Annotated in this window: 11 protein-coding genes; 8 read left to right on the top strand and 3 right to left on the bottom strand. The window is 33.1% G+C overall.

Features of this window, described 5'->3' with window-relative positions; translation table 11 throughout:
- Positions 1-92 precede the first annotated feature (92 nt).
- From OA85_RS08675 to OA85_RS08655, 5 genes are all read left to right on the top strand, one after another.
- A complete protein-coding gene (locus OA85_RS08675; RefSeq protein ID WP_039109117.1) occupies positions 93-626 on the top strand; it encodes a DUF4199 domain-containing protein in 534 nt (177 codons plus the stop codon).
- Positions 627-632: 6 nt separating this feature from the next.
- The gene (locus OA85_RS08670; protein ID WP_039109116.1) at positions 633-1,592 is read left to right on the top strand and encodes a glycosyltransferase family 2 protein; all 960 of its coding nucleotides are present in this window, start codon (positions 633-635) and stop codon (positions 1,590-1,592) included.
- A gap of 279 nt (positions 1,593-1,871) precedes the next feature.
- Positions 1,872-3,599, top strand: coding sequence for a phospho-sugar mutase (locus OA85_RS08665; RefSeq protein ID WP_039109115.1), 1,728 nt, complete (start codon positions 1,872-1,874; stop codon positions 3,597-3,599).
- Between the two features lie 80 nt (positions 3,600-3,679).
- On the top strand, positions 3,680-5,506 hold the full coding sequence (locus OA85_RS08660) for an ABC transporter ATP-binding protein (protein WP_039109114.1): 1,827 nt from the start codon (positions 3,680-3,682) through the stop codon (positions 5,504-5,506).
- 88 nt (positions 5,507-5,594) lie between these two features.
- Complete coding sequence (locus OA85_RS08655; RefSeq protein WP_039109113.1) at positions 5,595-6,296, top strand: hypothetical protein; 702 nt, start codon at positions 5,595-5,597, stop codon at positions 6,294-6,296.
- A gap of 3 nt (positions 6,297-6,299) precedes the next feature.
- Here the strand turns inward: OA85_RS08655 and OA85_RS08650 are convergent, their stop codons facing one another.
- The 3 genes from OA85_RS08650 to OA85_RS08640 form a co-directional block, all read right to left on the bottom strand.
- Positions 6,300-7,022 (bottom strand): hypothetical protein, encoded by a 723-nt coding sequence (locus OA85_RS08650; RefSeq protein WP_039109112.1) that lies wholly within the window; start codon positions 7,020-7,022, stop codon positions 6,300-6,302.
- 126 nt (positions 7,023-7,148) lie between these two features.
- Entirely contained in the window at positions 7,149-9,617 is a 2,469-nt protein-coding gene (locus OA85_RS08645; RefSeq protein ID WP_039109111.1) for a carboxypeptidase-like regulatory domain-containing protein, read from the bottom strand.
- Between the two features lie 12 nt (positions 9,618-9,629).
- Positions 9,630-11,327, bottom strand: a complete 1,698-nt coding sequence (locus OA85_RS08640; RefSeq protein ID WP_039109469.1) for a M23 family metallopeptidase — start codon at positions 11,325-11,327, stop codon at positions 9,630-9,632.
- A 180-nt stretch (positions 11,328-11,507) separates the two neighbouring features.
- Here OA85_RS08640 and OA85_RS08635 point away from each other — a divergent pair, with 180 nt between their 5' ends.
- The 3 genes from OA85_RS08635 to rny all read left to right on the top strand — a co-directional run bounded on the left by OA85_RS08635 (position 11,508) and on the right by rny (position 13,874).
- Positions 11,508-11,798 carry a hypothetical protein gene (locus OA85_RS08635; RefSeq protein ID WP_039109110.1) on the top strand — a complete coding sequence of 97 codons (291 nt, stop codon included), beginning with the start codon at positions 11,508-11,510 and terminating at the stop codon, positions 11,796-11,798.
- Between the two features lie 8 nt (positions 11,799-11,806).
- On the top strand, positions 11,807-12,100 hold the full coding sequence (locus OA85_RS08630) for a cell division protein ZapA (RefSeq protein ID WP_035667727.1): 294 nt from the start codon (positions 11,807-11,809) through the stop codon (positions 12,098-12,100).
- A 208-nt stretch (positions 12,101-12,308) separates the two neighbouring features.
- Positions 12,309-13,874, top strand: coding sequence for a ribonuclease Y (gene rny, locus OA85_RS08625; RefSeq protein ID WP_039109109.1), 1,566 nt, complete (start codon positions 12,309-12,311; stop codon positions 13,872-13,874).
- The last annotated feature ends 15 nt before the right edge of the window (positions 13,875-13,889 follow it).

Genomic DNA, 13,889 nt, shown 5'->3' with positions numbered 1-13,889 from the left:
TCACTTTTTTTATATAATCGTAAAAAGCGATTTTTATCCTCGAATATATTGGGAATTGCTATATTTGTGGATTAATAAATAAACAGCTACTAATGGTTAATGAAATTATAAAAAGAAACGGAATTACATTTGGGATAATTACAGGAGTAGTATTATCGTTAATTACTGCTTTAATGTATGCGGTAGACATAGAATTATTCATTGCTTGGTGGACTACACTTTTAAGCTTTTCTGTTTTTATCATTGTTCCAATTCTATCGCTTTCTAAAACAAAAAAAGAATTAAACGGTATATTCCCTTTTAAAGAAGCTTTTACTACCTATTTTATTACAGCTGCTATTGGGGTACTTATTTCTCTCGCTTTTAAAATCATTTTATTCAATCTCATAGATCCATCAGTAAAAACCGCTTTACTAGATTTAACCATAAAATATTTGATTAGCACTTCTGAAAAATTTGGAGTAGCTGCATCTTCTTTAAATGAAACTATTTTAAAACTAAAACAAACAGATCCTTATTCCATCGTTGAACAATTAAAAGGGTCTATTTTCAACCTCTTTTTTTGCGCTATATTAGGATTGATTATGGCCGCATTTTTCAAAAGTAAATCTTCATCACAAGAATAAACAGGAATGAATTTATCTATACTCATACCACTTCTTAACGAAGAGGAATCACTTAAGGAACTTTACACTTGGATCATTAAAGTGATGCAAGTGAATAATTACACCTATGAAATCATTTTTCTGGACGACGGAAGTACGGATGATTCCTGGGCTATTATTGAACAATTTGCAAATGAAAATCCTCATGTAAAAGGCGTTCGTTTCATGAAAAATTTTGGAAAATCACAAGCCTTGCATGCTGGTTTTGCAAAAGCCAAAGGCGATGTCATCATCACCATGGATGCCGATTTACAAGACAGTCCGGAAGAAATTCCCGGATTATATGAAATGATTGTCAATGGCAAATTTGATTTGGTTTCCGGTTGGAAAAAGAAACGTTACGACTCCGTAGTTGCTAAAAACTTACCTTCAAAATTATTTAATTGGGCTGCCAGAAAAACATCAGGGGTTGAATTGAATGATTTTAATTGTGGATTGAAAGCCTACAAAAATGTGGTTGTAAAAAACATTGAAGTTTCAGGTGAAATGCACCGATACATTCCGGTTTTGGCAAAAAATGCCGGTTTTGGCAAAATTGGCGAAAAAGTAGTACAACACCAAGCCAGAAAATATGGTGAAACTAAATTTGGAATGGAACGTTTCATCAATGGTTTCTTAGATTTAATTACCATTTGGTTTCTTTCTCGTTTTGGAAAAAGACCGATGCACTTATTCGGCGCCATGGGCTCTTTAATGTTTATAATTGGTTTTTTATTGGCGGGTTATATTGGTGTTTCAAAACTGTACCATATGTATAATGGCATGACCTATAATTTAGTGACCAGTAATCCTTGGTTCTATATTGCTTTAACAACCATGGTATTAGGCACCCAATTATTTTTGGCCGGATTTCTTGGCGAAATAATTTTGCGAACAAAAAACAATGAAGAGCGTTATAAAGTTTCAACAGAAGTTAATTTTTTATAATTTTTACTCAAGATTAAAAAAAACACGAATTTAATGTAAATTGTATTGTTTGATTTTGCAAATTGCATATCGGAAGAATTACTGAAATTTACGGGAACTATTTCTCATCAGGACACAAACTAGCCCTGATAGCAGCGGCATCCTTTTTCTTTTTTTCTTTAAAAAAAGAAAAAGATACAGCGGATAGCAGGAAACAGCTCCTAAAAAATAAAACCAATTCGTCGGAGCAACTATATTGAAATTTTAAACTAAGAATTTAGAACCTAAAAACATACAAAAATGGATATCAAACAAAACATTTTGGATGCAGTAAATGAATGGCTTACCCCAACATTTGACACAGCAACACAGGAAACAATCAAAGAATTGATGACTACTTCGCCTAAAGAACTGGAAGAAAGTTTTTATAAAAATCTTGAATTTGGAACTGGTGGAATGCGAGGTATAATGGGTGTAGGAAACAATCGCATCAATAAATATACGCTTGGAAAAAGTACACAAGGTCTTTCGGATTATTTACATACATCATTTCCTAACCAACCTATAAAAGCAGTTATTGCTTATGATTGTCGTCATAATAGTGATACACTAGCCAAATTGGTTGCAGATGTTTTCTCTGCCAATGGTATTCATGTTTATTTGTTTTCTAGTTTGAGACCAACACCAGAATTGTCATTTGCCCTTAAATATTTAGGCTGCCAATGCGGAATTGTTCTTACTGCTTCTCACAATCCACCGGAATATAATGGTTATAAAGTATACTGGGAAGATGGTGGACAAATTGTTCCGCCGGAAGATGAGGGAATCATCAATGTAATTGAAAATTTAAATTACAATCAAATCAAATTTACTGCAAATGAAGATTTGATAGAATATATAGATACCGAAGTTGACGAAGCTTTTATTAAATCAACTATCGAAAATGCCAGTTTCAATACTCCCGCTGAAGCCAAAGAAAATTTGAATATTGTTTTTACTTCTTTGCATGGTACATCAATTACACTTGTTCCAGATACTTTTGCACAAGCTGGTTATCCTAACGTGCATATTGTTGAAGAACAAAGAGTTCCAAATGGTGATTTCCCAACAGTAAAATCTCCTAATCCTGAAGAACCGGAAGCATTGGCAATGGCATTGGCATTAGCAGATAAAACAAATTCTGATATTGTAATTGGTACTGATCCAGATTGTGACCGATTGGGTGTTGCTGTTCGAAACAACGAAGGGCAAATGACTTTGTTGAACGGAAATCAGACCATGATTTTGATGACTGCTTTTTTATTGGAAGAATGGAAAAAAGCAGGAAAGATTAATGGCAAACAATTCGTGGGTTCCACGATAGTTTCAACACCTATGATTATGGAATTGGCATCGGCTTATGATGTACAATTTAAAGTGGGTTTGACCGGTTTTAAATGGATTGCCAAAATGATAAAAGATTTTCCTGAACTACAATTCATCGGTGGTGGTGAAGAAAGTTTTGGATATATGGTTGGAGATGCGGTTCGCGATAAAGATGCCGTAGCAGCAACTTTATTAATTTGTGAAGTTGCGGCTCAGGCCAAAGCCAAAGGAAGTACTGTCTATAAAGAATTATTAAAACTTTATGTTGAACACGGTTTTTATAAAGAGCATTTGATTTCTATCACTAAAAAAGGAATGGAAGGCTTAGCCGAAATCAATCAGATGATGATTTCTTTACGTGAAAATCCTGTAAAAGAAATTAACGGACAAAGAGTAATCATGCTAGAAGATTACAAATCATCTGTTGCCAAAAACTTACTAACCGGCGAAGAAGAAATCATGGATATGCCAAAAGCAGATGTTTTGATTTATTATACTGAAGACGGGTCAAAAATTTGCGCCAGACCTAGCGGAACTGAACCTAAAATAAAATTCTATATCAGCGTAAATACAGCATTGGATACTGTTGAAAATTTCACTAAAGTAGAAGCTGTTTTAAATGAAAAAATAAAAAACATTATCGCTGCCATGCAATTGAATTAATTGAATGCAAATAAATTTTTCTGACAGACCCGACAGGCTTTAAAAATCCTGTCGGGTCTTAATGGTAAAAAACAACATAAATGATCAATTTTAAAAAAATATTCCCTTTTATAATTCCGTATAAAAAGTATGCGTATCTAAACATATTTTTTAATGTTTTATACGCTCTTTTCAGTACACTTTCTTTTGTATCACTAATTCCTATGATGCAGGTTCTATTTGACCAAACCAAAAGAAATACGGTGCTTCCTACTTACAAAGGAATCTGGGAACTTAAAAAATATGGTGAAGATTATCTAAGCTATTACATTACCAATACTACCGATACTTTTGGCGTGGGCCATACCCTATCCATTATGGTTGCTGTGATTATTGTAATCTTCTTACTAAAAAATCTTAGCGATTATATGGCTATGTTTTTCATCACCTTTTTAAGAAATGGTGTGTTGAGAGACATGCGAAATGCGATGTACAAAAAAACCATTGATTTACCGTTAGCCTTTTTTTCAGAGAAAAGAAAAGGAGACGTAATTGCCAGAATTTCAGCAGATGTAAATGAGGTACAAACTTCTTTTCTTTCTATTTTAGAACTTATTGTAAAAGAACCGCTTACCATTATTTTTACCATCACTACCATGTTTACCATAAGCATGAAACTGACACTTTTTGTGTTTATTTTCATTCCGGTTTCGGGCTATGTCATTTCATTGATAGGAAAGCAATTGAAAAAAAAATCAACCAAAGCACAACAAGAACAAGGAATCTTTTTATCTACCATTGAAGAAACCTTAGGCGGATTGAAAGTGGTAAAAGGATACAATTCCGAGCGCTATTTCAATCGTATTTTTCAAGAGTCGACACAACGTTTTTTTACGCTATCCAATAGTATTGGCAATCGCCAAAATCTAGCTTCTCCTGCCAGTGAGTTTATGGGAATTATGGTAATTGCTATTTTACTTTGGTATGGTGGACACATGGTTTTGATTGAAAAAACTTTGAATGGCGCATCGTTTATTGCTTATATGGGATTAGCCTATAACATTCTTACACCAGCAAAATCAATCTCGAAAGCATCGTATGCTGTAAAAAGAGGAAATGCTGCTGCAGAACGTGTTTTGGAAATTCTGGACCAGGAAAACACCATTAAAAGCAAAGTAAATGCCATCAAAAAGGATTCGTTTGACACTAACATAGTTATTAAAGACATTAACTTTAAATACGAAGACGAGAATGTTTTAAAACATTTTTCATTGGAAGTAAAAAAAGGACAAACTGTAGCATTAGTTGGCCAATCCGGAAGTGGAAAAAGCACCATTGCTAATTTATTAACTCGTTTTTATGATGTAAATGAAGGGACAATTTCTATTGACGGAGTTGACATCAAGGACATGAATATCCACTCGCTGCGTGACTTAATGGGATTGGTTACCCAAGACAGTATTTTATTTAACGATACCATAAAAGCCAATATTTCACTTGGTAAACATAGTGCAACAGATGATGAAATTATTGAAGCTCTTAAAATTGCCAATGCATATGAATTTGTGAACGAGCTACCGTTAGGAATTTACACTAACATTGGCGATAGCGGAAACAAACTTTCTGGTGGGCAAAAACAACGTTTATCAATTGCAAGAGCCGTTTTGAAAAATCCTCCAATTATGATTCTGGATGAAGCGACTTCAGCATTAGATACTGAAAGCGAGAAGTTTGTACAAGTGGCTCTGGAAAACATGATGCAAAACCGAACTTCCATTGTTATTGCACACCGTCTTTCTACCATTCAAAAAGCGGATTTAATTGTAGTAATGCAAAAAGGAAAAATTGTGGAACAAGGCAAACACGAAGAACTAATTGCATTGAATGGAACTTATAACAAATTAGTAACCATGCAATCTTTTGAATGATGATTTAAGATTGCAGATTTTTGATTTAAGATTTTTGACAAACAAAAATCTTTAAAGCATTCTATTTTTAAATCTTTAAATCTAAAAAATGTATCTTGACAACCCCAACATAAAACTTCCCGAAGACCCAAATACTATTGTTTGGAAATACTTAGACTTGTCTAAATTTCTGGATTTATTAATGTCTCAAAAGCTATTCATGTCAAGGTCTGATAAATTTGAAGATCAATATGAAGGTACTTTTAGCGAGCCTACATTCGAGGAAATCAAAAAATTATCCATTAATAATCCTGATTTTCTTGATTATTATAAAACGCATCGGGAAAGAGTGGCTATTAGCAGTTGGCATATAAATGAATATGAATCCTTTGCGATGTGGCAAATTTTCACTCAAAACAGTGAAGGATTGGCGATTCAATCCACGATTGGGAGATTACAAAATGCACTTCATCCTGAGGTTAATTTCAATCAATACATTGGAGAAGTAAATTATATCGACTACAAAAAAGAGTACATCCCGTTTGATGATATGTTCTTTCCTTTTTTATTCAAAAGAAAGAGTTTTCAATACGAGCGTGAAGTACGTATCATTTCGGATGTTGCAGACAATACCATTAAAATTAACGATGGACTTAAAATCAATGTTGACATCAACGAATTAATCGAAAAAATATACATTCATCCAAAATCTGAAAACTGGTATAAAAACCTCGTTATTCAATTGGTAAAACAATTAGGATTTGATTTTACAATTGAAAAATCTGATTTAGAAAGTGATATTTTAATTTAGGTTTTAAACCGGTTTGTAACTGACGATTTTCCATTGTTTATTTGACAAATCAACGTAGTTATAATGCACTACATCCATTTTATCAAATTGCCCATTTTTATTAGTATCCTCAACGGTTCTAAAATACAAACGGTTAGTAGATTCTATCAAATTCCAATCGATTAATTCCTGATAACTATCCGATAATTTAGTCAATTTATCACCGCTAATTTCACTAAGATACAAAGCCTTAATATCACTTGTATCCAGTTTTCCATCTTTATTAGTATCCATATCAACCATCGTATAAACCATGATTTGATTTTTAGTTTTATCAGCAACTGATTTTAAATACGTTGCAGTTTGAATCAAAACAGGCTCATCTGTCAATGCTTTTATGGAATCTGAACCTATTTTTTGAAACTTTATGTTTTGTAAAAAACCAGTGATTTCATTTTCTCCATAATTAGAGATGGTAAAACTCAAATCATTCACGCTGGAAGATCCATATCTTGTTTTTATTCCTCTTTCTCGAATGCTTAAATCGCCTACGGGATGAATCAGATAATTAGTGCCTTCCATATGAATAGGCAAATCAGCTATCTCAATATCAGTAGAATCAATTTTGGCGATTTCTTTTCCTTTATTTACACCACCGTAAATTACTTTTGGTTTTTCTGCGTCCTCTTTGCAGCTGGTTAAAAGTAGAACTGAAAGTCCTAGTAATGCTATATGTAATTTTTTCATGATGATGTCTTATTAAAAAATAAATTCAAATGTAATCATTTTTAAAAATGCTAGTGACATTCTGCAAATGATTTATAGTTTAGAAATCTTTCTTCTTTTATAAAAAACGTTTCTAATTCTTTTCTATTATAATTTCGCGCTCAATTTTATATTAAAAACCCTCGTGGTCATGTAATTAGGAATAGCATATTGATTTTTTGAATACACATCCCGAACCCAAGTATTGGTAATCGCATTTTGATTTTCAAAAAGATTAAAAATTTCTAATCCTATAGCCAGCTCCTTGAAGCTTTTAAACCAACCGCTATTGCTATTTCCTGTACTATTATCTATAAGTACTTTAGAAAAACCAACATCTGCCCGACGATAATCCCTTAATCTGTTTTGATACAAATAAGGATCTGCATACGAAGGCGAGCCTCCCGGCAAACCTGTATTGTAAACTAAATTCAGGTATATTTTCACACTTGGAATATTAGGCATAAAATCTTGGAACAAAAGCCCAAATTTCAATCTTTGATCCGTAGGCCTTGCTATGTATCCTTTGTTATTGCTGTTTTCTTCCGTCTTCAAATATCCAAAACTAAACCACGATTCCGTTCCGGGAACAAATTCGCCATTTAAACGAACGTCTAGTCCCTGTGCATATCCTTTTGCGTTATTATTAGCCGCATAACGTATGCGAACATTATCAATGGTATACGTATTTACATCTGTCAATGATTTATAATACAATTCTGAAACCAGTTTAAAAGGACGGTTCCACATCTTGAAACTATAATCATTACTCAAAACTAAATGAATGGATTGTTGCGCCTTAACATTAGACTGCACTACTCCATCTGCATCTCTAAGTTCCCTATAAAATGGGGGTTGATGATACATCCCTCCCGAAATCCTGAAAACCATATCCTTTTCCCAATTTGGCTTTATGGCAAACTGCACTCTTGGACTAAAAGTAACTTGAGATTTACCCATTACATTACCTCCAGAAACTTCCCAGTTATGCATTCGCACTCCCGCATTATACCAAACTTCACTGGAACCTAAATTTCCTTTTCTACTCCATTGTGCATACCCAGAAAATCTATTAATCGTATTAAAATTAGTGGCTCTCACGTTTTGATAAGGCACTAAAGGCCCGGTGTAAGGAGTATATGGCTGCTCATTTTTAGGCAAAATAACAATTGGCGGATTTATAGAAAATCCTGCCGAATCAATTACTTCCCACTCCACTATTTTATCACGAATGGATTCTCGGGTGTATTTTACTCCCCACTCGAATTGGTTTTCTTTCCAATCATGAAATCCTTTTACTTCCGTATTGATAATTAGTGCATCTAAATCATTTCGTGCATGATTAAGTTGTGAGCCAATTCCCCTTGTAAAAGAAACATCGCCATACGTATCCGAACCGATATTAGTATCTACTTCACCCAAACTATATTGCGCAAAAACATCAAAATGTTCCTGTTCCAAAGTATGAAAAACAGATCCGATAAATTTCAATGTAAAGTTATCCGAAGCTTTAAAAGTTGTTTTTAAAGCTCCAAAATAAGTATCGTATTTATCTTTTTCCTGGCCTTCATAATAAATAGAAAGTGCCATAGGATTATCAATGGTTCCAAAATTAGTTTGGCGTGTCAAGGGTTGATATTGGTATTTATTTTGAGAAATATTTCCCAAAAAACTCCATTGCCATTTCGCCGATGCTTGGTAATTAACGTTCGTTTGAATATCAGCAAATGTTGGTGTGAAATTCGTTTGTGTTTCTTGGCTTTTTACCAAAAGACTATTGTTTCGATATCGAACTCCAGTTACTGCCGACCATTTTTTATTCTTAGAAACGGCATCCATCGAAAAGCTTCCGCCAAGAAAACTAGCTTCAAGATTGGCACCAAATTTCACAGGTTTTCTATAGGTAATATCCAACACTGAAGATAATTTATCTCCAAATTTCGCCTGAAAACCTCCAGCGGAAAAATCAATGTTTTGAACCAAATCAGTATTGGTAAAACTCAATCCTTCTTGCTGCCCCGAACGAATTAGAAAAGGACGATATACTTCGATTTCATTGACATAAACTAAATTCTCATCATAATTTCCACCACGTACAGCGTATTGAGTGCTGAGCTCATTATTAGAATTTACACCCGGTAAAGTTTTCAATATATTTTCGATACCAGCATTGGCCCCGGGAATCTTTCGAATCACTTCAGGTTCAATCGTGGTAATTCCTTGTACTCGCTTTTTGTTTTTTGCAATAACTATAACTTCACCCATCTGTTCCTCATGGTCATTCATTACCAAATTGAATTCATAGTCTTCATTTGATTTTAAAACAATCGAAACTGTTGTCTTTTTTAAAGAAACATGCGTAAAAACAACTACTAGTTTTTGATTTGCAGGAACAGCCAAATCAAAAAAACCATTTGTATTAGATTGAGTTGTTTTGCCAAGACAGAAAACATTTACGTTATCTACGGGTTGGTTATTTTTATCAAGAATAATTCCTCTGATTCTGGCTGATTGGGCTGATGCAGCAAGTCCAACACAGAAACAGAAGAAAACAAGTAATAATTTATTAGTACTCAAATGGTTTGGTTTTTATTTTTTTTGACTTCTAAAAAAATGAGTTTCAAAGATAGTTGAATTTCCTACATTATCAATTACAACTACTTTTAAATCATTGGCCCCTTCGGCTACAATTCCATCATTGAATTTGTGAATTATTTTTTTAGTTTTATTGTCATATTCGAATAAAATCCAATTTCCATTCAAATAACCATTATAAGATTTTATACCTGACAAACTATCATTTATAGTAAGTTGAATCGTCTTTTGATCACTCAACCATTTTCCTTCAATAGGTTTCGCTATCGTAATTTTAGGCTCAATCGTATCCATAACCAAAGCATATTTTCCTAAGGTTTTCACTTTTGTATTAAAAACATTTTCTTTCTTATAGGTTGAATTGTAAGTTACTTTTTGACCTTCGATTAAACCTATAAATATTTTTTCTCTTTGTGCTTCCGTATATTTATTGTCTTCTATGGAAATCGTAAAATTAGTATGCGCTGGAACAGTATCGTCATGAAGATATAAAGTATCGTTTTTTACATCAAAATTCATATCAAAATCCTCATAAAAAGTTCCTGCAGGAAAGAAAACAGACATATTATCTTTTGCAAAATTACTGTCTTTGTTTGCCTTTACAAAATAGTTAGACACTACGGGTTCCTTCTCAATAATAGTGGATAATAAATCATATTGTATTGGAATAGCAACAGTGCTTTTATTGCCATTAAAATCCGAAACTTCAACACGATAAACCGAAGATAAATTCGGTGTTACAGTAACAACTCCGTTATTTTCATCAGACTGAATAATGCTTAATCCGTATTTATTTTTCATAAATAACTTCTGAACTCTTTGTTGTGTTTTCTTATATTTTGAATAATCGATAAGTGCATTTACATAGCGCATTTCGTCAAAAGAATAGGTGTCAAATTGATACCCAAAAGTTGGTTTTCCATTAGAAAATGATTGTACTTTGAAAACTCCGTTTTTATTAAAGGAAACATCATCGTAATCAAAAGTGTTAATACCAAATCCTATTTTCCCATTGGCAACAACCTTTTCAGATAAATAAGTACCATCTTTTTGCAATGACAAATTAAGTAACAAAGGCCGCTTGGAATGATTCACCGAAGTTTTTGTGTCTAATGGATATACGTAAACAGAAGAAATAGTTGGCTTTTTAGTATCCTTAAGCATTTTATCAAATCCGAAAAACATAGGATTAATAATTTTCTCTGTTTTTGTATCCCTAATTTCAAAATGCAAGTGTGGCCCCTCAGAACCGCCTGTATTTCCTGAAAAAGCAATTATTTGTCCTTTTTTAACAATCAATTCATCTAATTTTGGAAATAACTCTATTTCAAAAGATTTTAAGGCATAATGAGATTTTTTAATATACTCTTCAATAAGTCCATTTGCTATTTGCAAATGGCCATATACGGAAGTATATCCGTTAGGATGGGTTATGTAAATAGCCTTTCCGTTACCAAAAGTAGAAATCTTTATTCTTGATATATAGCCGTCAGCAACAGCGTAAACTTTTAATCCTTCCTTCTGCAACGTTTTTAAATCAAAGCCAGCATGAAAATGATTGGGTCTTAATTCTCCGAAATTTCCTGAAAGTTGCATTGGGATATCAAGTGGAGAGCTGAAATAATCTTTGGGATATTCGACCTGAGCAAAAAGAGGACAGCAAAAAAATATAAGAAATATAAAAATTTTCATGGGTTTCATTTTTGCTAAGATAAAAAAAAGTAGTTAATAAAAAATTCATAAAAGAAATCAAATCACAACGTATTGAATTACATATAATTGATTTTTTTAACGTAAAAAAATCAATAAAATATTGTAATAATAAAAAGGAATACTAACTTTGTAAGATTAAGTAATGAATTAGAATTAATAATGAGTGTAATTGCAGAAATAATTGATACTCTTGAAAATAAGGTTGAAAAACTTTTTATTAAATTAAAGAGTTTGGAGAAAATCAATCAAGATTTAAAGGTTGAATTAACAAAATCTGCACAAACCATACAAACTCAACATCAAGAGATTGAAGCGCTAAAAACGCAATATGAAACACTCAAAATTGCTAATACATTATTAGGCAGTGACGATAATAAAAGAGATACAAAGCTTAAAATAAATTCATTAATTCGCGAAATTGATTACTGTATAGCACAACTATCAGATTAATAAAAGATATGGACGATAAGCTTAAAATTAAAATATCAATAGCAGACAGAGTTTACCCGTTAACGGTAGAACTATCTCAGGAAGAAGGACTTAGAAGCGCCTCAAAGAAAATTGATGTGATGATAAAGCAATTTGAAGAAAATTATGCTGTTCGTGACAAGCAAGATGTTTTAGCCATGTGCGCTTTACAATTTGCTTCTCAAGTAGAACAAAAACAAATTGATAATGCAATTGATGGCGAAGCGACCATTGAAAGATTAAAAAAAATCAATGCGGTTTTAGATCAATATCTCGATAATTAAACGTTCTTTACATAGACTAAGATACTGCCTACATTAGTTCATATTTGGTAAACTCAACACTAACAATTTAGAATGAGCAAATCATCACTACTAAAGCATGCCACGCTCCGGCGAGGAAACTTGAACAGTGAGTTAGCTCAAAACTTGTCTTTCCGAGTTTATTCAAGCAACCTAATGTAGGCTTTTTTATATATAAATTTTAACAAACATGGACAACATATTAACGATCATTATTACTGGTTTTATAGGTATTGCAGGAGGTTTTGGGATAGCCAAAATAATAGAAAAAAGCAATATTTCTAACTTAATTAAAAATGCAAAAAAAGAAGCTGCATCGATTCTAAAAGATGCTAATCTTGAAGCTGAAAACATAAAAAAAGATAAAATTCTTCAAGCTAAAGAAAAATTTATCGAATTGAAATCGGAGCATGAGCAAGTAATCCTTTCTCGTGACAAAAAAGTAGCAGAAATAGAAAAAAGAGTTCGTGATAAAGAATCTCAAATTTCTAATGAATTGTCAAAAGCGAAAAAAGTTAATGATGATTTTGAATCAAAAACTTTAGAGTATACTACTAAAATAGAAGTTTTAGATAAAAGACAAGCTGAAGTAGATAAATTACACAAAAGCCAATTGCAACAATTGGAAGTAATCTCTGGTTTATCAGCTGAGGAAGCTAAAAATCAATTGGTTGAAGGATTAAAAGCTGAAGCTAAAAGCAAAGCAATGTCTCATATACAAGACACGATTGAAGAAGCTAAATTGACAGCTCAACAAGAAGCAAAGAAAATTATCATCAACACGATTCAAAGAGTTGGGACAGAAGAAGCAGTAGAAAACTGTGTATCTGTTTTCAATATTGAATCCGATGATGTGAAAGGTAGAATTATTGGTCGTGAAGGTAGAAATATTCGTGCCCTAGAAGCTGCAACCGGAGTTGAAATCATTGTAGACGATACACCAGAAGCTATTATTCTTTCTTGTTTTGATCCTGTACGTAGAGAAATCGCACGTTTGGCATTACACAAACTGGTAACTGACGGAAGAATTCACCCAGCACGTATTGAAGAAGTTGTTGCTAAAACAGCAAAACAAATTGATGATGAAATCATAGAAGTTGGTAAACGTACCGTTATTGATTTAGGAATTCATGGATTACATCCTGAATTGATTAAAGTTGTGGGACGTATGAAATACCGTTCTTCTTATGGACAAAATTTACTGCAACACTCTCGCGAAGTTTCCAAGCTTTGTGGAATCATGGCTGCTGAACTTGGCTTGAACGTAAAACTAGCTAAAAGAGCCGGTTTATTACACGATATTGGTAAAGTTCCAGATGCAGAAAGTGATTTACCTCACGCTTTATTAGGAATGCAATGGGCTGAAAAATACGGTGAAAAAGAAGAAGTTTGTAACGCCATTGGAGCACACCACGATGAGATAGAAATGAAATCATTGTTATCACCGATTATTCAGGTTTGTGATGCTATTTCAGGTGCGAGACCAGGTGCAAGAAGACAAGTACTAGATTCTTACATACAACGTTTAAAAGATTTAGAAGAAGTTGCCTACGGTTTTAGCGGTGTAAAAAACGCTTATGCTATTCAAGCTGGTAGAGAACTTCGTGTTATTGTAGAAAGCGAGAAAGTTTCTGATGAAAATGCAGCAAATTTATCTTTTGAAATATCACAAAAAATTCAAACAGAAATGACTTATCCTGGTCAAGTTAAAGTAACTGTAATCAGAGAGACAAGAGCAGTGAATATTGCGAAATAGTCCCCTCCCAGCCTC

The organism is Flavobacterium sp. AED, from assembly GCF_000812945.1.
Classification (GTDB): Bacteria; Bacteroidota; Bacteroidia; order Flavobacteriales; family Flavobacteriaceae; genus Flavobacterium.
The sequence above is the reverse complement of the archived record's forward strand: the minus strand, read 5'-3'. Positions and strand labels throughout refer to the sequence as shown.

Bases quoted from the DNA above. Each gene is read 5' to 3' on its own strand.
- OA85_RS08675 (WP_039109117.1), top strand. From the start codon at position 93: ATGGTTAATGAAATTATAAAAAGAAACGGAATTACATTTGGGATAATT.
- OA85_RS08670 (WP_039109116.1), top strand. From the start codon at position 633: ATGAATTTATCTATACTCATACCACTTCTTAACGAAGAGGAATCACTT.
- OA85_RS08665 (WP_039109115.1), top strand. From the start codon at position 1,872: ATGGATATCAAACAAAACATTTTGGATGCAGTAAATGAATGGCTTACC.
- OA85_RS08660 (WP_039109114.1), top strand. From the start codon at position 3,680: ATGATCAATTTTAAAAAAATATTCCCTTTTATAATTCCGTATAAAAAG.
- OA85_RS08655 (WP_039109113.1), top strand. From the start codon at position 5,595: ATGTATCTTGACAACCCCAACATAAAACTTCCCGAAGACCCAAATACT.
- OA85_RS08650 (WP_039109112.1), bottom strand. From the start codon at position 7,022: ATGAAAAAATTACATATAGCATTACTAGGACTTTCAGTTCTACTTTTA.
- OA85_RS08640 (WP_039109469.1), bottom strand. From the start codon at position 11,327: ATGAAAATTTTTATATTTCTTATATTTTTTTGCTGTCCTCTTTTTGCT.
- OA85_RS08635 (WP_039109110.1), top strand. From the start codon at position 11,508: ATGAGTGTAATTGCAGAAATAATTGATACTCTTGAAAATAAGGTTGAA.
- OA85_RS08630 (WP_035667727.1), top strand. From the start codon at position 11,807: ATGGACGATAAGCTTAAAATTAAAATATCAATAGCAGACAGAGTTTAC.
- rny (WP_039109109.1), top strand. From the start codon at position 12,309: ATGGACAACATATTAACGATCATTATTACTGGTTTTATAGGTATTGCA.